The sequence below is a fragment of the Rhodococcus sp. ACS1 genome, from assembly GCF_002300155.1.
Classification (GTDB): domain Bacteria; phylum Actinomycetota; class Actinomycetes; order Mycobacteriales; family Mycobacteriaceae; genus Rhodococcus_F; species Rhodococcus_F koreensis.
This window is the reverse complement of record NZ_NSDZ01000006.1, coordinates 173,880-193,284: the sequence shown is the minus strand read 5'-3', so window position 1 is coordinate 193,284 and position 19,405 is coordinate 173,880. Positions and strand designations below refer to the sequence as shown.

Genomic DNA, 19,405 nt, shown 5'->3' with positions numbered 1-19,405 from the left:
TCCTTATTGGGCCGCGTTGACGCGAGCTCGGGTGATCATCGCGGACTCCGCACCATATTTCTCGAGGACTTCCCGGTACGCGTCGCCGGCGATGACGGAGTCGAGTGCCGCGGATACGGCGTCGACGAGTGCTGGTTCCTTGGTCACGCCGACCGCGACGGGGGTGTAGTCGAACGTGTCCGACACCTCGATTGCCGGATTGTTGGCCGTGGCGTACTCGAGGATCGGTGAGTCTGCCAGCACAGCATCTTGCCGGCCGCTGGTCAGCGCAGAGATCGCCTGCCGCGTGTCCTGGAACTGGCCGATCCGGATCGGCGGCTTGCCGGCGGCCGCGCAGTCCTGCTCGTAGGCCGGAACGTTGACGGTGAGCTGATACGAGCCCGTCAGGACGCCGACTCTCCTGCCGCAGAGAGTGTCCCTCGTGACGGGCTCCGCTCCCTTCGCGACGACGATGGCATTCCCCATTCGCATGTAGTCGACGAAATCCATTGCCGCCATTCGCTTGGTGGTGGGCGTCATCGAGGACACCGTCATGTCGTAGCGTCCGGCAGCGATGCCGGGAATGATGGAGTCGAAATTGACAACCTTGATGTCGACATCCAGGTTCAGGGCCTTCCCGATGAGTCTCGCGATGTCGGGGTTCGTGCCCGTCATGTACCGGGTGCCCTCCGAATAGAACTGGGTAGGAGGTTCGTTCGTCGGGATCGCCACCCGCAGCGTGTGCCGTGCGGACACCGAACCGGGCAGCAGTGCGACGGCCGATTCGTTCACCGCAAGCGACGGCGTGCTGTCACCCTCGACGGGAGCCGAGGCCGGCGGGTCCGCAAATTCCTCGAGCCGACCGCAACCAACCGTGGAGAGGAGAAGGGCGGCGAGTGCGCCGGCACACAGGAATCGGTGAGAGTAGCCTCCGGGACGACTCGTCATGACGAGGACTTCCGCTTCGCGGTGACCGTGCGCGGTCCGGTGGACGCGTTCGTCGAGCGGGCGAAGGCGGCGTGGCGGTTCCTCACGAGGGACGGCCCGCTGTCCTGCAGTTCCTTGATGCTCGACACCCCCAGCAGCATCATCGTTCGGGTCATCTCCTCCGCGAAGATCCGCAGCACGTGCGCAACACCCTCCTGGCCCGCCGCCGCGAGGCCGTAGAGGTAGGGACGGCCGATCGCGCACGCAGTCGCCCCCAGCGCCAGCGCCTTGATCGCGTCCGAGCCACGGCGGATGCCGCCGTCGACGATGATCTCGACCCGACCGTTCACGCGTTCGACGATCTCCGGCAGAACGTCCAGCGGGGAGGCCATGTGATCGAGTTGCCGGCCGCCGTGGTTGCTGACCTGGATGGCGTCGATCCCGATGTCGGCGGCGATCGCCGCATCGTCGGCGCTGACGCACCCCTTGAGGACGATCGGACCGCTCCATCGGGAGCGCAGGTCGCAGAGGGTGTCCCAATCGGTGGGTTCGTAGGAACCCGACAGCAGGGTTCGCCACATATCCGGCGTGCTCGCCAGCGGCCCCTCCGCGATGGTTCCGTCGAGATTGGGGAAAGCGATCGCGTCGTTGCGCAGAAACCTCCACGCCCATACGGGATGGAGTGCCCCTTCGACGACCGTCCGCGGTTTCAGGGACGGGGGTGCAGTGAAGCCGTTGCGGTAGTCGCGTTCGCGATGACCGATCGCTCGGCAATCGACGTTGACCAGCAAGGCCTCGTATCCCGCGTTCGCTGTCCGGTCGAGCATCGCCTGGAGCATGCCCTTGTCCGCCATCGGTTCGATGTTGAACCAGCGACGAAGGCCCGGGGTCTGCGCGCTGACCAGTTCCATCGGCGTCGTACTCAGGTGCGCCAGACCGTACGGCACATTCGCGGCGAGAGCAGCACGCGCCGCACCGAGTTCGCCCTCCGGGTGAAAGAGTCGTGTTCCCCCGGTGGGTGAGAGCATCAACGGCATGGCGACCGGCTTGCCCAGGAGAGTCGACGCCAGGTCGAGGTTCTCCACCGCGCCCCAGCGTGGCACGAAGGACCAGTCGTCGAACGAGCAACGATTGCGGCGGACCGACGCTTCGTCCTCGCCGCCGCCCTCGATGTAGTCGAAGATGCTCAGCGGCAGACGGGCGGCAGCCAGCTTTCGTACGTCTTCGATGCTGTGGCATCGCCGTGCAAGGCGTTGTGACGCGGACCGAGCGGGGCCCTCGACATTCACTAACGACCTGATATCTCTGAGTTTCATCGGGACTCCTCGAAGTGGTGCTGACACCCGGTGCGCGGGGTGGAACCAATAGTGATCCAGACCTCACCTGGTTCATATGGAGGAGTTTCCAAGCTCGAGATCAATGCTTGTAAGATGTTCCAAATGGATCGCACGGAGGAGTCGTTGCGTCATCGCGACACGACACCTGCGCCGATCGCGCTGTCAGCCTGGAACAGGCTGGTGCAGGAAGATCTACTGCACGTCAACCCGACCGCCGAGAATCTCCGCCGTCCCGTCGCCGACGTACAGCTCTACGACGCACTCGACGACCAGGCGAACGTCAGGAACACCGTCGTCCTCGCGATGGGGGTGTCCTGTGGGTCCGCCGGATTCGAGCGGGTACTCGTCCACGCCGCCGACGGCGAGGCCGCCGCCGTGATCGTCAAAGCACGAGGAACACCGATCGAGGACCTGCGGGCCGCGTCCAGTCGTCACGACGTTCCCGTGCTCGTCGTCGGCGACGACGCGGATTGGACACGACTGATCGCGATGGCACGAACAGCGGTCGCGGGTGCTGCGGTCGATTCGGTATCGGGCGTGCGCCTGGGCGATCTGTTCGCCTTCGCCAACGCCGTTGCCTCGATAACCAATGGCGCCGCCAGCATCGTCGATCCTTCGGGCCGCATCCTCGGATACTCCACGGTGCCGGGCCAGCCGATCGACGACCTACGGCGCGAGACGACTCTGACCCTGCAGGAGCGGACACCTCCAGCCCTCGACGCCGATTTCAAGGTCGTCTACTCCTCCACCGCCGCACTGTTCGTGCAGTCGCCCAGCGGGATCGCGGACCGGCTGGCGCTCGCGGTCCGGGCGGGCGGGGAACTGCTCGGATCGATCTGGATCATCGATCCCGGAGGTGAACGCCGCCAACCGGCCCTCGATGCGCTCGACAGGCTGGCGCCGCTGGCCGGACTGCACATGCTTCACGCCCGGTCCGCTTCCGATTTCACCGAACGACGCAACGCCGATCTCATGCGGACGTTGATGGACGATCCGGCCCGGGCCTCGTTCGCCGCCGCGCAACTCGGTCTCGAGTTCACCGACGGATTCGCCATCGCGGCGTTCGCCCTCACCCATCCGAACGGCGGCAGCCTCGACGCCATGCGCGAGCAACATCGGCTACTGCAGCTCGTGACCGTCACGTGCAACGTCCAGTTCCGCAGTGCGTACAGCGCCCTGATCGACTCGGTCGTGTATGCGCTGTTGCCCTGCGCGGGCGACTCTCCCCGTGCAGCCCACCGTCGCGTCATTCGTGACATCGGCTCCTACGCGACGACGATCAGCGCGCATCCCGTCGTCTCCGCTGTGGGCGGGATCGCCGAGCAGATCAGCGAGCTACCTCGATCCCGGACCGAGGCGCTGCGCACACTGCGGTACCTGATGCACCAACAGTCGGTCACGCGAGAGAATCCGACACCTCGAGCCCCGGCAGCGGCTGTGTTCGAAGACTATTGGACCGAGCTCAACCTACTGGAGATCGGTAAGTACATCACCGAGAAGCAACTGGACAAGTTCGACGTCATCGATGCGATCCGGGCGTACGACGCCACCCATCACACCGACTTTCTGATCACTCTACGTGCGTACTTCGATTCGAACGCGAACGTGTCCAAGGCGGCTGACCGAATGCATGTCCACGGCAATACCATTCGGTACCGGATCACCCGTCTCGCCGAAGAGTTTCAGATCGACTTCGACAATCCGACCACGCGGCTGTGGCTGTGGCTCCGACTCGTTTCGACAGACCTCATGTGAGTGGACGCAAGTAGCGTGGCGGCGAGTGCTGCCGCCAGAACGATGCCCGACGCGACGAGCAATGCCAGGTGGTAGCCATCGGAAAGCAGTGGTGTGACGATGAGCGGGCCCCCGATCTGACCGAGACTGTATCCGGTCGTCAGGATCGCGACCGCGCGTGGGAACTGGAGGTGAGCGCCGATCGTCAGCGACATCTGACTGATGCCGAGGAATGTTCCCCCGAACAGGAAGGCAGAGATCAGGGCGGGCCAGATGCCGTCTGCCACCGCAGGCAGCGCGATGCCGGCGGCCTGAACGACGAGGGCGGTCACCAGCAGGATCGGGCGAGACCATCGCCGGCCGAGCAACGCCCAGAGTGGAGCGGACGGTAGCGCCGCCAGCCCGACGATCACCCAGGCGCCACTGCCGGCGACGCTGCCTGCGGTGTGGTCGATCGCTGCGACGAGAAAAGTGCCGGCGATGATGTATCCGACGCCCTCGAGGGAATAGCTGATGAACAGCATGCTGAACCAGCGGCGCTTCCTCTTGGGCGATTTTCGGCGCTCCACCGTCGGTGCCATGGGAGCGCGTTCCGGTGTGAGCGTCCACGCGGCGAGAGTGCAGATCAGGGTCAGCAGTGCAGCCGCCCACCACACAGAGCCCCAGGTACCCATCGACCGCAGGACGAGGACGACGAGTCCGGACAGGGCAATACCTGCCCCGATTCCGCCGAACGCCCAGCCCGACAGGTGCGCCGCCTGCCCACTCAGAGTGAAGTGCATGGCGCTGACAGCGACGACGAACACCATCGCACTGGTGACACCTGCGATGAACCGCAACACGCCCCAGAAGGTTTCGTTCGATGCCACCGGCATCAACGCCAGCGTGAGGGTCAGGACGAGCAGCGAGACACGCAGGGTTGCCGCCGAGCGCATCAACCCGGGTAGGGCGATTCCGGCGAGCGCCCCGATGAGATATCCGAGATAGTTTGCCGTCGCCAGACCGGCGCCCGCCGACGGTGTCAATCCTGCCTGGGCCTCCATCAGCGGAAGTACGGGTGTGTAGACGAACCGTCCGATGCCCATACTCGCCGCCAATGCAGCCCCGACCTGGCCGACCGTGACCCACGGCGATGTCGGCGTGCGGAACGCGACCAGGTCTTCGGCGCTACCACTTGCGTTCATACGTTCTCTTTCAAAGACATTCGCAGCGCTAGCGAGCCACAGATTTCAGGGAGGCCGGGCGGCTGGACGCGCGGGTGTGGAACAGGAAACGCGACAGGGCAGGGGTAGTGGTGGCGTCCTTGCGGCGGATGAACAGGGTTTCCGCGCGCGAGTCGGCCGGCGCGAGGTGATGCACCTTCAAAGCCGACGCCGACGGCGACGCGGTCACGACGCCCAGCGGCAGCAGCGTCACACCGATTCCGGCGGCCGCGCACCCGAGGATGCCCTCGAGACTTCCGAACTCGAGGACGTCCGGATTCGGCAGACCGTGCTGCTCGAAGAGCCGCTCGAGTCGGGCCCGGTAGGCGCAACCGGCCCGGAGGACGAGAACCCTGTGCCGCCGTCCGTCGGCCGACACGGAGTCCAAGTCCGCCACGCGAACGCCGCTCACCAGCACCAATTGCTCGACGAACACCTGCTCGGAGACCAGGTCCGGATGCCGCACCGGTCCGCAGACGAACGCCCCGTCGAGTCGATGCTCGAGCACCTGGGTGGTGAGGGCGTCGGTCGTGTCGGTCGTCAGGGTGAAGTCGACTCGGGGGCAGTCCTCGCTGAAGGCGGCCAGCACCCCGGGGAGCCGCAATCCCGCGGTGGTCTCCATGGAGCCGATCGCGAGTCGTCCGGAAGGATCCAGGTCGTCGCCGACGACCTGCGTCACTTCGCGTACGAGCCGAGTGATGTGTTCGGCGTACGGCAGCAGACGTTCGCCGGGGTTCGTCAGAGTCACTCCGCGCGCATGGCGGCGAAACAGTTCCACTCCGAGTTCGTCCTCGAGCGCCCGGATCCGTGAGCTGATGTTCGACTGCACCGTCAGAAGTTCTTTCGAAGCCCGGGAGATTCCCCCGGCGCGGGCCACGGCCAGGAAGAAGCTCAGGTCGCCGATGTCCATCAGGCGTCCCGCGCTTCTCTCCACAGGTCCCGGACGATCTCTTCGGCGGGGGCCGACCGGGCACTGCGATACCCGAGGCCGGCCCACAGGGCGAGGCCCTGCGGATCGTCCGCGGCGCCCGCCGCGGCCCGCAGCCCACTGGTCAGCAGGTGAACCTGCGGATAGGCCGTCACCGCGTAGGCATCGAAGTCGGTGATGAAATCGTTGACCAGGCCACGCGCGGGACGACCCGAGAACGCGCGGGTGACGACGGTGTCTCCGAACCGGGCGTCGTGCAACGCGGCGCGGTGCGCGGCTTTGGTGCCCGCCTCGTCGGCGCGCAGGAGAGCGGTACCGATCTGCACGGCGGTGGCGCCCGCCGCGAGAGCCGCAGCGACGTCTTCGCCCGTCGCGATCCCTCCCGCCGCGACGAGGGGAAGGTCGACCGCGGCGCGGGCCGCCTCGACCAGGTCCCGGGTCGAACGTGGGTCCGGCTCCGCGTCCGGATCGAGCGTCGCCCGATGCCCGCCTGCGTCGACTCCTTGCAGACAGATCGCATCGACGCCCCGCTCGGCGGCCGACCGTGCCTCGTCGACATCCGACACCGTGGCCACGACGGCACTGCCGGCAGCGTGCAACCGATCGACGACGCCTCGCGACGGAAGGCCGAACGTGAAGGACACCACGGGAACTGCACGCTCGACCGCGAGGTCGACCTTGGCGTCGAACGCGTCGTCGTCGTGGTCGACGACCTCGGGCAGCACCACGTTCCGGCGTTCGGCGAGCGGCTGCAACCGCTCCCGATAGGTCTCCACGGCCGCGCGGTCGGCCAGGGGACGGCCTGGGACGAAGAGATTGAGTCCGAATGGTGCGTCCGTCAGAGCGCGAACCGCGTCGATCTCATGGCGAACCGCATCGACGCTCTTGTACCCGGCCGCAAGGAAACCGAGGCCGCCGGTGGACGAGACCGCAGCAACGAGTTCGGGGGTGCTCGGCCCTCCCGCCATGGGCGCCCCGACGATGGGAATTCGGAGGTCTTCCTCGAAATCGAACACCAGGATCCTTTCGGTGGATGGGTGCGTGACGAACGAGGTTCACGCCGTTCTCACGCTTCCGTCCACCATCGTGCACCGCCGCATCGGGGAGCGGAAATGCCGTTTCGGCTGGATCTATGCTTGGCAGTTATGACCATCGAACTGCGGCATCTGCGAGCGGTCGTGGCGGTCGCCGAGGCGGGCTCGTTCACCGCCGCGGCGACCGCGCTCCACATCACGCAACCGGCACTGACCCGAACGGTGCAGCAACTCGAGGCCTCGCTCGGCGTGCGGTTGTTCGACCGGACCTCGCGTGCGCTCGCCCTCACCGAGGACGGCGCCGGGTTCGTCGAGAAGGTGCGCGTCATTCTCGGTGATCTCGATTCCGCGGTGGCGCTGTACACCACCCGAACCCTCGCCCTGGGCTTCAGTTGGCTCCTCCCCGATCCGTGGGCGCAGCAGGTGATCGACGACGTCGAGAGGAACTCCCGCGCCACCGTGGTTCCGCGTCGCTGCGACGACCCCATTGCCGCGCTGAACAACGCCACCGTGGACGCCGCGGTCGTCCGCCGGGACGTCCCGGGCGACGAGTTCGTGCAGCATCCGCTGTTCGAGGAGCAGCGGATCGCGGCGGTATCCGCTGCCTCGCCTCTCGCGAGCCGCGAGTCCATCGACTGGGCGGAGTTCGGAACTCTTCCTCTGGTCATCAACACCCTCAGCGGCACCACGTCCGAGGATCTGTGGCCGAACCACGACGGCCCGGTGGTGACGTGCTCGAACTTCGACGAGTGGCTCGAACTGATCGCTGCGGATCGCGGTGTGGGCACGGTTCCGGAAGTCGCCCGGCGGCGGGTAAACCACCGCAATGTCCGGTTCATCCCGCTGGTCGGTGCGCCGCCCGCGGTCGTGAGGTTCGTGTACCGCCGCAACCGGGTGACGCCGCTCCTGCGAGTTCTGCGGGACGCCGCGATCCGCAACTCTCCCCCACCCGGCACCACCGTCCGTCAACCCCGCTGACCGTCACCGCCGCCACACAGTTGCGCGATCTCCCGCTCCAGTTCGGCATTGCGGGATTTCAGGATATCGATTTCGTCCTGCAATCCCTTGCGGGCCAACGTGAGCGATTCCCGCATCCGCGCCTCGCCGTACTTCGGGGGAATGTTCTTCGTGCAGTTCCGGTCCAGCGCCTCGACGTGGACGACGAGCGCGCGGTCACAGCCGGCCTTCACGACCCCGTCAGCCGTGGCGAGGAGCCTGGCGACGAGATCCGGATCGTCGGCACGCTCGACGACCTCGGCTCGTCCGTAAACCTTGACTCTGGTGCGGGTGGGGTAGTCGATGAAGAAGAGGGCCACTGCGTCGTTCTCGTCGAGGTTGCCGACCGTGACGAACTGCTGATTTCCCGAATAGTCCGCGAGCGCGATCGTCGAGGGATCGAGCACGTGCACGAAGCCGGTCGGACCGCCCCGGTGTTGGATGTAGGGCCACCCGGAGGGCGTCACCGTCGCGACGAAGAACGAATCGGTGGCACGGATCAGTGCGGTCACAGTTGTGTCGAGTTCGTCGGGCCTGCCGGTGTTTTCGCCCTGAGCTCGCCTCCGCCCGTACCAGTGGATGCTTCCCGTCGCCTTCTGCCGCTCGGCCACCGGGGCGGTGAACGCGATCGCACCGTACCGGGTCGGGTGTCTCATGACGAGCACTCGGAATCGATCTGCTTCCACGCCCGCCGGACTATCGGGCTGTCCACTCCCCGCCGCAACGTCAGCACGAACACCACTGCCGTGACCGCGGTGATCGCGACGGGATAGATCAGCCCGGCAAGGACGTTCCCGGTCGCGGTGTCGAGCGAGAGCGCCACCAGAGGGGTGAAGCCACCGAACACGCCGGTCCCGATATGGTAGGCCAGGGACAGTCCGGTGTAGCGGATCTGCGGTGGGAACAATTCGGACAGGAAGGCCGCCGTGGGCCCGTAGATCATGGTGACGAAGACGACCTGGATCGTCAGTGCCAGGACCATCTGGAACTGGTCGCCGTGGACGGCGGCGTGTCGAATCCACGCGAACAGCGGAAGGTAGCCGGCTGCCGAAAAGACCAGTCCGCACAGGATGATCCGGGTCCGTCCATGCTTGTCGGACAGCTTTCCGAAGAGGACGAAGAACGGTGTCGCGATGACCAGTGCGATCCCGACGGAGACATTGGCTGTGAGGAAGTCGATCTTCAAGATCGTCTGCAGGAAGTACAGCGTGTAGAACTGGCTCGTGTACCAGGCGACCCCCAGACCGGCGGTCACCCCGAAGACCACGACGAGTAGCAACGCAAAGGACGGCTTGTGCGCGACGGCATCCTTGATCGGTGAACGCGAGAGGTTTCCGGTCCGTCGCATCTCCTCGAACACCGGCGACTCGTGCATCTTCATGCGGATCTTCAGCGAGAAGAGCACCAGGACCGCGGACAGGAGGAACGGGATCCGCCAGCCCCACGAGTCGAATGCCTCCTCGCCCAAACTGACCCGGCAGAGCACGATGACGCCGATCGACAGCAGCAGACCGCCGGTCGCGGTGGTTTGGAGAACACTCGTGAGGGCTCCGCGTTTCTTCGAAGGCGAGTTCTCCGCGATGTAGACGACGGCGCCCCCGTACTCACCGCCGATCGCGAGCCCCTGCAGCAGCCGCAACGTCACCAGCAGTATCGGCGCCAGGATTCCTATGTGGTCATAGGTGGGCATCAGTCCGAGCATCGTGGTGGCGCCGCCCATGATGAGCAACGTCGTCAAGAACGTCTTCTTACGTCCGACCCGGTCCCCCATTCTGCCGAACACGACGGCGCCGATGGGGCGCACGACGAAGCCCGTTCCGAAGGCGGCAATCGTGACGAGTAGTGCTGCGGTTCCGTTTCCTTCGGGAAAGAACATCCCCGAGAACACGACTGCGAGACTGCCGTAGATGTAGAAGTCGTACCATTCGATCAACGTTCCGACGCTGGACGCGGTAATGATCTTGCGAAGACTGTTCTTCGCGACACCGCTCGCGAGAGCAGGTGGTGAAACGGACTGGCTGGTCATGGGGAATCCTTCTGGGGGACGCGCGGGGTGACGGTTTGCGAGGTCGCACCGATCGGGCGCTAGGAGCCGATCGCCGCCAGGTCGTGGGAAGTGCGGCCGAGGATCGAGCAGGCCGTGCCGACCATCTCGTCGATGATCGACGCGACGGTGCCGACACGATCGATCTGTCCGACGACCTCACCGACGATCAGATTCGCGACGTCGTAGTCCTCGGCCTTCACCGCTGCCAGGAACTGCGCCTGCCTCTCCCGGAGCGCACCCCGCAGGCCCGGCTCGTCGCCGTGCCACCGGCGGATGAAGTCGTTGTGCAGGACTCGCCCCGTGTACCGAGTCGGCCAGGGCTTCTCACGCACGATGTCGAAGGCGCTCTGCCTGATCGTGTCGTCCCCACCCGCCGACAGCGCGCGGTGCTGGGCCGCACGCGGAATCGCCGCCTCCTCGGCCGCCCAGAACCTGGTTCCGACGAGGGCGCCGTCGGCACCTAGTGCGAGCGCTGCTGCCAGGCCCCGGCCGTCGCCGATTCCACCGGCCGCCAGCAGCATCACGTCCGGCGCCTCCCGCCGAAGGACATCGGCGATCTCGGGCACCAGGGTGAACGTCGATCGGGCCCCCGTCCCATGGCCGCCCGCCTCTCCGCCCTGAGCAGCGACGACGCTCGCCCCCACCTCGACCGCCCGGCGCGCCTGGTCGACATCGTGCACCTGGCAGATCAGCGGAATTCCCGCGGCACGAATCGCAGGCGCATGCGGCGCCGGGTCGGCGAAGGAGAGGAAGATCGCCGCAGGCCGGTAGCCGATCGTCTTCTCGAGAAGCCGCGGTTGCTGCGCCATGGACCACGTGATGAAGCCACAACCGACCGCGTCGGTCGTCACGTGGTCGAACTGATCACGCAACCAGGCCTCGTCGCCGTATCCGCCGCCGATGAGTCCCAGCCCACCAGCCTCGGCCACAGCGGTGGCCAATCGCCAATCGGAGACGTAATCCATCGGTGCAAGGACTACCGGGTGTTCGATTCCGAATTTCTCGGTCAGACGGTTCTGCAGACTCATGCTGGGCTCCTCCACACATTTCCGACGTGTCGCCGTGTTCTCCACGTGCTGCACGTCACACCGGACGGCTTTGCGACAACGCTAGAAGCCGGCAGAAGGGGGGTCCAACGGTTTGTACCGAACCCTGCGTTCTCCAGAACAGAACGCTCGAGAATTCGATGGCAGCGCACAGCGGGATCGCGAAACCCACTGCTCTGCAACAGTTAACGTGCGGCTCGTACAGGAGCCATCCATCTCCATCCATCCATGGGGTGTTCCTACCAGCCGCGCACCAGCCGCTCGGGCTGCCGCCGCACTGTGCCCGCGTCGTTCCAGTTTCGCGGCCTCGTGGAATTCGAATTCGTCGAGGATTACCTCCGACCACAACGGCCGATACAAGCCTTCGACCGCCATCGACAGCAGGAAATCCCGCTGCAGGCTCGGCCAGAGAACACACGTGTCGAGAACTGCTCCTAACACCCCGGCGCCTATCGACCACCCGCCGCGGCTGACCGATCCACGCTGCGGGTGCGTCGGCGCTCCGCAACCGCCTTCCGCTCAGCTGCTCCGCGACCACCGCCGGATCGTCCTCGTCGTCGATCTCGACAGCGGTCTGCGCGCGTGCCTCGTACTGGCGGCCACGACCTGCTCGAGGGCGGCATGCACCTCCGCAAACCTCACACCCTCCGCCGCCTGCGGCAGATACGTGTGCTGATCCAACGCCTGCGCACCCACCAACGAACCCCTCCCATTCGAAACAATCGAAACTAATTTCGAATCTTTCGAATAGACAGCGCGGGGTGAAGCATCCTGCACCACCGGGGAGTACGGAGCGTGCCAACCATCGTCCCAGGTCAGCGGAGTACCCGCACCCATGCCTCGTACCCTCGATCAGTGATCACCGAGCTCCCGTCATCGTGGCGCCGCAGGCGTGCAAGCAACCCCCGAAAGGCCTGCAACCGGTCGGGCGTCCCGATGTCGTGGCTAATCGACTCCGATGACCGTCCCTCCGGCTTTTCCGAACGCGCCCTGGGTCCATTGCGGGCGGAATCCCGACATCCTGGCAGCGTTCCCGCACCCGACTCGGTCGAACATAGTCTCCCGATCAACAGCCAAGGCCAGTTCGGACATTGCCGGTCCGCGCCCTCGGCGTTGCCACGCACCCTCTCGTCCCGGAGGGAGCATGACCCGAGAGGCCAAGATGAGTCGCACACCCGCCGTGGTTGGCGGCTTCCGGCGACGTCACGAGCGGCGGCGGTCACGGGGGCTCGCAGGATGGCCGCTGCGTTGGAAGATCGCGATCGTGTTGATCGTTCCGATCGCTGTTGCTGCTGTGCTCGGTGGTCTTCGCGTGGAGCAGAGCCTGCGTGCGGCAGCGGACTTCACGACGGTCGCCGATCGGGTCAAGATGCTCCCGCTTCTGGTCGAGTTGGACGGGGACGCGTCCGTCGTGATGGGAACACTGGCACAGCGCACGGTCACCCCGGCGATGATCGACAGCCTCGACAGGTCGATTGGCGTGGTGGAACAAGTGCGTCCAGGGGCCGAGCTCGACGAGGGCACGGCCGCCGACCTCGGGACTGCCCTTTCCGATGCGCGAGCGTTGAGCGCACAGGCCAAGCAGGGACCGACATCGACGGCGGCTCTCACCGAACAGCTCGCCTCCATCCGCTCTGCCTTGTCGAGGGTGGTGTCGGCGATCACCGAGCCGATCGCCGACCCCGAGGTCGTCGTCGAGACCGGGCGTCTCGAGGGCATGTGGTCGGCCCAGAAGCTGATCTCCGCTGAGGGATTGTCTGTCGTCGCATCCTCGGCAGTTCTTGCCGGTGAACCCGGTGGAACTCTCGAGGCCGAGGGCGTCAACCTGCTCGCGCACCTGAGGACCGAATCCGCACTTCTCGATCAGGTGGCGCAAAGGTATTCGCCCGATGACCCGACCATTGCAGCACTACGGAGGGGCATCAACGATCGAACCGCATTGTTGCAGAGTGCCACTCGAAGTGAGAGTGCCGATCAGGCCCTGACCGGTCTCAAATACTCGCTGTTCGACAGTATCGACGATTACTCCAGCGCAGTCGCCACGGCGTCTGCCGGTCTCAGTGATGCGGTTGCAGCCAAGTCGGATACGTTGCGGACCAGCGCGTGGCGGGACCTGACTGTCGTGACTGCCCTGCTGCTCGCCGCTATTCTGCTCGCCGTGGTCGTGGCTCGATCCTTGCTGATGCCGCTACGACGACTGCGGCACGGTGCTCTCCGAGTGGCTCACGCAGACCTTCCGGACGCGGTCGAACGACTCAAGTCCGGGACGGACGCTGCAACGCTGGAAGTCGACCCCATCGACGTCCACACCCACGAAGAGATCGGTCAGGTCGCCCGCGCCATCGATGACATCCACAACCAAGCCCTCCTACTCGCCGGCGAGCAGGCGCACCTGAGGCTGCAGATGAACAATGTCTTCGAAACGCTCGCCCGCCGAAGCAGGTCCCTGATCGACCTGCAACTGGAGATGATCGAACAACTCGAGTTCGAAGAACGCGACCCCAAGCGCCTCGACAATCTCTTCCGACTCGACCACCTCGCCACACGGATGCGCCGAAATGGTGACAACCTGCTGATCCTGGCAGGCAATACCAACCGCCGCGTTCGCCCGACGCCGATCCAACTGGGCGACGCCGTGCGTGCGTCCATCTCCGAGGTGGAGCACTACCAGCGCGTTCACGTCGGTGCGGTGCCAGCGGTGACCCTGACCGGCGCTGCCGGCAGGGATCTCGTGCATATCTTGGCCGAATTGTTGGACAACTCGTTGCATTTCTCACCGCCGGACAGTGCTGTGACCACCACCTGCGCGCGCACCATAGACGGCGGTGTCGTCATCGAGATCGTGGACCGCGGAATCGGCATGTCACCGACCGACCTTCGGGAACTCAACGATCGAATCGCTTCGACACCCGAGGTCACTCCTGACACAGCTCGCCACATGGGCCTGTTCGTCGTCAGCGAACTGGCACATCGTCACGACATCACCGTCACCCTTCGGCCGACGCTGGACCGGCCGCGCAACGCGGGAGTCACCGCCTCGGTCCACGTTCCCGGAGACGTACTGACTTCGGCTGTCGAGCCTCGAGTCCAGGCCATCCCTGTTGCACCGACAACTCCCGCACCCTGCGCTCTACCCCGCCGTCGACCCGGTGCGACCGGAATCGTCACCTCCCCGCGACCTCACGCCGAACCCTCACCACCGGGGAGCCCGGCGGTGAGAGAAGAACCGGCACCTCGACATCGGTTGGACACGGCGAGGACGGCGTCGTTCTTCCAGCCTCGGCTGCTTACACAAGCGGCATCGGAGGATCCGACGGCACAGACCCCGATCTTCGCCAGTATCGCTCCCCTGTGGCTGACCGACCCCACGGAGAGCGACGCCGATGTTCCGCAGCGGTGGGTCACCCGAGCGGACACCGGCTGGTCGGCCGCGCGGCGCGCCGCGCAGGGCCCCCAGGCACCGGTCACCGACGGCGGTCTTCCGCAGCGTGTGCCCGGGCAGCGCCTGGTCCCCGGCGGTGTCGACGCCGACGACCAGGCACCGATACGTGTCCGCACACCCGAGGCGGTCCGCGCACACCTCACCCGACATCAAAGCGGTGTTCGCGCAGGCAGGACGGGCACACGTCCCGTCCTTGGACCACTTGACCCATGGCAACAGGAGGAATCTTCGTGACGAGTCGTGGCACGTTGGACTGGTTGGTATCGAATTTCGCCAGCGACGTCCCCCGCGTGACGCATGCCGTGCTGGTCTCGGCCGATGGGCTGCTGATGGCCGCGAGCACGCATTTGCCACTCGATCGGGCCGAACAGCTCGCCGCGGTGACATCAGGTCTCGCCAGTCTCTCGGCCGGGGTGTCGACGCTGTTCGAGGGCGGTGGTGTCTTGCAGTCGGTCGTCGAGATGCAGCACGGGTATCTGTTGTTGATGAGTGTCGGGGACGGCTCGCAACTGGCCGCCCTGACTACAGCCGAGTGTGACATCGGGCAGGTCGGTTACGAAATGGCAATTTTGGTCGAACGGGTCGGGTCCGAGATCGAGGCCATGCCTCGTTCGGCAGTTCGGTCATGATTCCGTCAGGGTTACGTTCGGCCGGTCCTGAAGGGACGAACTTCTCGGCCGGCCGGGTCACTTCGGCCAAGATCGTCATCGCGGGCGGGTTCGGTGCCGGGAAGACCACGCTGGTCGGGGCGGTGTCCGAAATCGTTCCGTTGCGGACCGAAGCGATGGTCACCGACGCCAGCACCGACGTGGACAGCGTCACGGCAACACCCCAGAAGGTGACCACCACCGTCGCAATGGATTTCGGGCGACTCACGCTGGCAGACGATTTGATCCTCTACCTCTTCGGAACACCGGGCCAGCACCGGTTCTGGTTCATGTGGGACGACCTCGTGCGCGGAGCGATCGGCGCGATCGTTCTGATCGACACCCGCCGACTCGACGACAGTTTCGCCGCTGTCGACTATTTCGAATCCCGCGGACTTCCCTTTCTGGTTGCTGTCAACGAGTTCGATGACGCTCCGCGATACCCGTTGGACGACATCCGCGCCGCGCTGGCAGTCGCGCCCGACGTGCCGATCATCTGCGTCGATGCCCGCAACCGTGCCTCGGTGAAGGATTCACTTCTCGAGATCACGGCATATGCGCTGCAGGAGTTGAAAAATCGAGTTTCCTACTAGCACTTGCTTGATCAGGTCGGTTGCTGGTTCAGCTCGACAAGATACTCGTCCAAGACGGAGGACACCGGAGCGCCGACGCCATGCGTCCGGAGACCTCGTGCCAACCGGCTCACCGCAGATCCGGAGTCGAGTACCGGTCGGACCAGCCCGAGTCGCGCGCACTGCTCCGTGAGTGGCCACAGCTCCGTCAACGCGGCCTCCTCTCGTCCTGCGGCAGCCAGCACTTCTACCCTCAGCAAGGCGGCATTGAGGAATGCGCGGGGACGGGCCTGCGGATCGATCGACTCGACGAGGGCAAGCACCCGGGCGTACACCGCTTCCAGGTCCTGCACGTCGAACCGGCCAGTCAGGGCCTCGCGGATCATCGAGTCCTCCTCCAATTCCGAGGTGAGGACGACGATTCCGTTGTCTCGGTCGCTGTGGGGTCGGATCCCGCGGTCGATCGCCTGCCCACTGTATGCCGCCCCTCCGAGCCCGGCTCGGACTCGTTCGTTGGCGATCCGCGCTTCCAGTCGGGGCAACCGCAGTTGTTGCGCCAGTCGGGCGCCCTCGTCGAGACGCGACTTCGCCGCGTCCCTCTGCCCGAACAGGCGCTTCAGTCGTGCACCCGTGCCATAGGTGGCGAGCATGAAGTCGACGGTGCCACCTTCCGCCCCCAGCGTGTGGCTGCGGTCGAGGAGACGGTCCGCTTCCGCGAGATGCCCCTGTTCGTACAGCAGGTCGCCGAGCAGCGCGGCGGTGAGCCGGGTGCCGTACCCGAGACCCTCTTCGGCGTCGGTGGCCAGTGCCATGGCGTGCCGGAAGCTGGCCTCCGCGGCCGGCAGATCGAGTTGTTCCCGTGCCGCGATCCCGGCCATGCAGTATCCGTAGATGACGCTGAACGGGCCGCTGGAGCGCTGATGGAAGGGAAGCGCCCATTTCTGCCATCGGCGAGCGTCGTCGAAGTCGAAACGATAGATCGCGCGGAAGGAGGCGACGTCGGCGGCTCCGCACAGAACCCAGGGTCGCAGTGTGCTCGCCCGCGCCATGCATCCCTCGACGGCCTCGTCGAGGCCGTCGATCTCGTCGTCGAAGACGGTGACGGTGGCCCGGATGAATGCGGCCTCGACGCGCATATCCACCGTCGCGGGATCGTCGCCTGCGCTGACGAGAGCTGTTTCCGCGATGGAGAGAAATTGTTCGGCGTCGCGTGGGTGATGCAACAGGGCGTGCGCCCACGCGAGCGCGATCTGGAGGCGGGGCCGGTCTGTGGTTGGTTTGGTCGGCAGTTTCGCGGCGAGGCCGAGGAGCGTTCCCATCTGAGACTGCTCGAGCAGGTCCATCGCAGCCTTTTCGACAAGCGTGACGGCGTCGTCCTCGTCGCCTGCGAGGAGGTAGTGGTCGACGGCCTGGCTGAGAAGGTGCCGGTCGGCGAACCACCCGCCTGCTTTCCGATGGAGTTCGACTACCCGGTCGGGATACTCACGCTCGAGGCGGTGTTGGAGGAATTCGGCGAACAGGTGGTGATAACGGAACCAGTCGCCCTCGTCGTCGAGGCGTCGCAGGAACAGGTCCCGTGACTCGATGTCCTCGAGTTTTGCTTGGCCTTCCTGGTCGCTGGTGAGTACGCGTGCCAAGCTGCTGCAGGTCTTCTCGGTGATCGAGGTTGCGAGTAGGAAGTCGAGGGTTCGTCGATCGAGGCTGCCGAGGACGTTGTCGGCCAGGTATTCGCCGATTGCACGGTTCCCTCCGGTCAGGTGCTCGATCAACTCGCGGGGGTGCGGGTGATCGCGTAGTGCCAGCGAGACCAGTTGCAGTGCCGCGGCCCACCCGTCGGTCGACTGTTCGAGTTCGACGATGTCGGGTTCGTCCAGGGCGAGTCCGGAGCGGTCGACGAGCAATTGGGTCGACTCGTGAACGTCGAAACGCAGTGCTGTGGAGTCTATTTCGATGAGTTCGTTGTGCACACTCATTCTGCTGAGTGGGAGACCGAGCCGGGTACGGCTGGTAACGATCAGGTGCAGGTGGTGGCAGCCGTGCTCGAGCAAGAATGCCAGCGCCGATCGCGTGTCCTCGTTTGTCACACGGTGCCAGTCGTCGATGACGAGTGCGACGTGGTGGTCGGCGGAATGGAGCCTGTCGATCAACGAAGTGAGGACATACCGTTCGCGGTTGGCGCCGTGGATCTCGATCTCCCGGACCAGTTCCCGGCCGAAGGATGGTTGTGCGACCGCGATGGCCTCGATCAGGTGGGTGAGGAACCAGATGAGCGTGTTGTCGTCGTTGTCGATCGTCAGCCACGCAGTGGCCACCCCCTCTTCTCGGAGTGCCTCGATGCGCTGGGCGGCGAGTGTGCTCTTGCCGAACCCCGCGGGTGCATGAATGAGCACGAGACGGGGGCGGCCGCTGCGGCGCAGGCGCTCGAGCAGGTGGGTTCGCGCCACCGCCGCCCCCGGCGTGACAGGTGGGCGGTACTTGGTGGAGGCACTCGGCGGCGGCTCGAGCCGGGCGCCGCCGGCGGGTCGATATCGCAGGTAGTCCGACACCCCGGCCCCGATTTCGGTCGAGGGCCGGAAGGGGCGGTCGTCGTCCCCGGCCAGGGGAAGCGGCAGGTCGGCCAGCGCGAGTCCGATCTGTTCCCCAGCCCCGCGGAGTACGGCGCCCAGCTCGGCGGCGGTGGCAGGGCGATCTGCGGGGTCCCGGGCCATCGCCGTCTCGATCACGGCGCAGACGGCGATGGGGACTCCCTTGTCCCGGAGATCGGGCAGCGGCTCTGTGCCGATGCGCAGGAGTTGGGCGAAGACCTGTTCACCCCGGCGACGGGCGTAGGCGGGGTGGCCGGCGAGTGCGGTGAACAGGGTTGCACCGAGTCCGTAGACATCGGTGACGATCGAGGCGTCGGCGCCGCTGAGCAGTTCCGGCGCAGTGTAGGCCGGAGACCCGGCTACCAGTCCGTTCCGGGTGGTCTCGTCGCCTCCGGTGATGCGGGCGATACCGAAGTCGGTCAGCTGTGGTTCGCCGTACTCGGTCAGCAAGATGTTGGCGGGTTTGATGTCGCGATGTAGCACTCCCCCGCGGTGTGCGGTTTCGAGGGCGCCCGCGAGCTTGACCCCGACGGCGAGAACCTCGGCCGCAGTCAGCGGCCCGTGCGCGGCGATCCACGATTCGAGGGAGTCTCGGCGATGGAACGGCATCACGATGTAGGGGCGTCCGGTGTAGGTGATTCCGGCTTGCAGGACGTGGACGATGTTCGGGTGCCCGGACAACCTCCCCATGGCCTGCTGCTCGCGCAGGAAACGTGCGCGATCCATGTGGTCCGGATCGGGACTGAGGACCTTGACTGCCACCAACCGGTCGAGCGTCGGTTGCCGGCATCGGTAGACGATGCCGAAGCCACCGCGCCCGGCGATGCACGCGTCCTCGAAGCCTTCGGCTGCCAGCTCCGCGACGATGTCCGCGTCGACCTGGCGTTGGGTGCTCTCGGTGTCGTCCGGCATGGTTGGCCCTCAGCGCG

14 protein-coding genes are annotated in these 19,405 nt (G+C 65.8%); 5 read left to right on the top strand and 9 right to left on the bottom strand.

The annotated features are described in order from the left end of the window. Window positions 1–3 precede the first annotated feature (3 nt). Window positions 4–927, bottom strand: coding sequence for a transporter substrate-binding domain-containing protein (locus CJ179_RS29430; protein WP_072941648.1), 924 nt, complete (start codon window positions 925–927; stop codon window positions 4–6). After that, on the bottom strand, window positions 924–2,222 hold the full coding sequence (locus CJ179_RS29425; RefSeq protein WP_257015833.1) for an alpha-hydroxy acid oxidase: 1,299 nt from the start codon (window positions 2,220–2,222) through the stop codon (window positions 924–926). The genes CJ179_RS29430 and CJ179_RS29425 overlap by 4 nt, the downstream gene beginning before the upstream one ends. 123 nt (window positions 2,223–2,345) lie before the next feature. Here CJ179_RS29425 and CJ179_RS29420 point away from each other — a divergent pair, with 123 nt between their 5' ends. Next, window positions 2,346–3,998, top strand: coding sequence for a CdaR family transcriptional regulator (locus CJ179_RS29420; RefSeq protein ID WP_095863753.1), 1,653 nt, complete (start codon window positions 2,346–2,348; stop codon window positions 3,996–3,998). Here CJ179_RS29420 and CJ179_RS29415 read toward each other — a convergent pair. From CJ179_RS29415 to CJ179_RS29405, 3 genes are read right to left on the bottom strand one after another with little or no spacing between them, the layout of a single operon-like run. Then, window positions 3,926–5,161 (bottom strand): YbfB/YjiJ family MFS transporter, encoded by a 1,236-nt coding sequence (locus CJ179_RS29415; RefSeq protein WP_095863752.1) that lies wholly within the window; start codon window positions 5,159–5,161, stop codon window positions 3,926–3,928. The two genes, CJ179_RS29420 and CJ179_RS29415, sit on opposite strands and share 73 nt — an antisense overlap. A gap of 28 nt (window positions 5,162–5,189) precedes the next feature. Further along, window positions 5,190–6,089 (bottom strand): LysR substrate-binding domain-containing protein, encoded by a 900-nt coding sequence (locus CJ179_RS29410; RefSeq protein WP_095863751.1) that lies wholly within the window; start codon window positions 6,087–6,089, stop codon window positions 5,190–5,192. Then, on the bottom strand, window positions 6,089–7,123 hold the full coding sequence (locus tag CJ179_RS29405) for a nitronate monooxygenase family protein (RefSeq protein ID WP_095863750.1): 1,035 nt from the start codon (window positions 7,121–7,123) through the stop codon (window positions 6,089–6,091). Before CJ179_RS29405 ends, CJ179_RS29410 begins: the two co-directional genes overlap by 1 nt. A gap of 129 nt (window positions 7,124–7,252) precedes the next feature. Between CJ179_RS29405 and CJ179_RS29400 the strand changes: the two genes are divergently transcribed. Continuing rightward, on the top strand, window positions 7,253–8,119 hold the full coding sequence (locus tag CJ179_RS29400; protein WP_095863749.1) for a LysR family transcriptional regulator: 867 nt from the start codon (window positions 7,253–7,255) through the stop codon (window positions 8,117–8,119). Here the strand turns inward: CJ179_RS29400 and CJ179_RS29395 are convergent. Genes CJ179_RS29395 through CJ179_RS29385 form a run of 3 tightly spaced genes read right to left on the bottom strand, consistent with a single transcriptional unit; the run spans window position 8,107 to window position 11,212 of the window. Continuing rightward, window positions 8,107–8,793: a pyridoxamine 5'-phosphate oxidase family protein gene (locus CJ179_RS29395; RefSeq protein WP_095864004.1), complete on the bottom strand. Its 687-nt coding sequence runs from the start codon at window positions 8,791–8,793 to the stop codon at window positions 8,107–8,109. The two genes, CJ179_RS29400 and CJ179_RS29395, sit on opposite strands and share 13 nt — an antisense overlap. Next, window positions 8,790–10,163, bottom strand: a complete 1,374-nt coding sequence (locus CJ179_RS29390; RefSeq protein ID WP_095863748.1) for an MFS transporter — start codon at window positions 10,161–10,163, stop codon at window positions 8,790–8,792. The genes CJ179_RS29395 and CJ179_RS29390 overlap by 4 nt, the downstream gene beginning before the upstream one ends. 59 nt (window positions 10,164–10,222) lie before the next feature. Next, on the bottom strand, window positions 10,223–11,212 hold the full coding sequence (locus CJ179_RS29385) for a nitronate monooxygenase family protein (protein ID WP_095863747.1): 990 nt from the start codon (window positions 11,210–11,212) through the stop codon (window positions 10,223–10,225). 1,162 nt (window positions 11,213–12,374) lie between these two features. On the opposite strand from CJ179_RS29385, the gene CJ179_RS29375 reads away from it, so the two are divergent. The 3 genes from CJ179_RS29375 to CJ179_RS29365 are packed head-to-tail and all read left to right on the top strand — an operon-like array spanning window position 12,375 to window position 15,912. Beyond that, a complete protein-coding gene (locus CJ179_RS29375; protein WP_257015831.1) occupies window positions 12,375–14,906 on the top strand; it encodes a sensor histidine kinase KdpD in 2,532 nt (843 codons plus the stop codon). Further along, on the top strand, window positions 14,882–15,301 hold the full coding sequence (locus CJ179_RS29370; RefSeq protein ID WP_095863745.1) for a roadblock/LC7 domain-containing protein: 420 nt from the start codon (window positions 14,882–14,884) through the stop codon (window positions 15,299–15,301). Before CJ179_RS29375 ends, CJ179_RS29370 begins: the two co-directional genes overlap by 25 nt. Next, window positions 15,298–15,912, top strand: a complete 615-nt coding sequence (locus CJ179_RS29365) for an ATP/GTP-binding protein (RefSeq protein ID WP_095863744.1) — start codon at window positions 15,298–15,300, stop codon at window positions 15,910–15,912. The genes CJ179_RS29370 and CJ179_RS29365 overlap by 4 nt, the downstream gene beginning before the upstream one ends. An 11-nt stretch (window positions 15,913–15,923) precedes the next feature. Here CJ179_RS29365 and CJ179_RS29360 read toward each other — a convergent pair whose 3' ends face one another. Then, window positions 15,924–19,388: a serine/threonine-protein kinase gene (locus tag CJ179_RS29360; RefSeq protein ID WP_095863743.1), complete on the bottom strand. Its 3,465-nt coding sequence runs from the start codon at window positions 19,386–19,388 to the stop codon at window positions 15,924–15,926. Window positions 19,389–19,405 lie beyond the last annotated feature (17 nt).

Bases quoted from the DNA above. Each gene is read 5' to 3' on its own strand.
- CJ179_RS29370 (WP_095863745.1), top strand. From the start codon at position 14,882: ATGGCAACAGGAGGAATCTTCGTGACGAGTCGTGGCACGTTGGACTGG.
- CJ179_RS29385 (WP_095863747.1), bottom strand. From the start codon at position 11,212: ATGAGTCTGCAGAACCGTCTGACCGAGAAATTCGGAATCGAACACCCG.
- CJ179_RS29390 (WP_095863748.1), bottom strand. From the start codon at position 10,163: ATGACCAGCCAGTCCGTTTCACCACCTGCTCTCGCGAGCGGTGTCGCG.
- CJ179_RS29360 (WP_095863743.1), bottom strand. From the start codon at position 19,388: ATGCCGGACGACACCGAGAGCACCCAACGCCAGGTCGACGCGGACATC.
- CJ179_RS29430 (WP_072941648.1), bottom strand. From the start codon at position 927: ATGACGAGTCGTCCCGGAGGCTACTCTCACCGATTCCTGTGTGCCGGC.
- CJ179_RS29365 (WP_095863744.1), top strand. From the start codon at position 15,298: ATGATTCCGTCAGGGTTACGTTCGGCCGGTCCTGAAGGGACGAACTTC.
- CJ179_RS29400 (WP_095863749.1), top strand. From the start codon at position 7,253: ATGACCATCGAACTGCGGCATCTGCGAGCGGTCGTGGCGGTCGCCGAG.
- CJ179_RS29410 (WP_095863751.1), bottom strand. From the start codon at position 6,089: ATGGACATCGGCGACCTGAGCTTCTTCCTGGCCGTGGCCCGCGCCGGG.
- CJ179_RS29425 (WP_257015833.1), bottom strand. From the start codon at position 2,222: ATGAAACTCAGAGATATCAGGTCGTTAGTGAATGTCGAGGGCCCCGCT.
- CJ179_RS29420 (WP_095863753.1), top strand. From the start codon at position 2,346: ATGGATCGCACGGAGGAGTCGTTGCGTCATCGCGACACGACACCTGCG.
- CJ179_RS29415 (WP_095863752.1), bottom strand. From the start codon at position 5,161: ATGAACGCAAGTGGTAGCGCCGAAGACCTGGTCGCGTTCCGCACGCCG.
- CJ179_RS29395 (WP_095864004.1), bottom strand. From the start codon at position 8,793: ATGAGACACCCGACCCGGTACGGTGCGATCGCGTTCACCGCCCCGGTG.
- CJ179_RS29375 (WP_257015831.1), top strand. From the start codon at position 12,375: ATGACCCGAGAGGCCAAGATGAGTCGCACACCCGCCGTGGTTGGCGGC.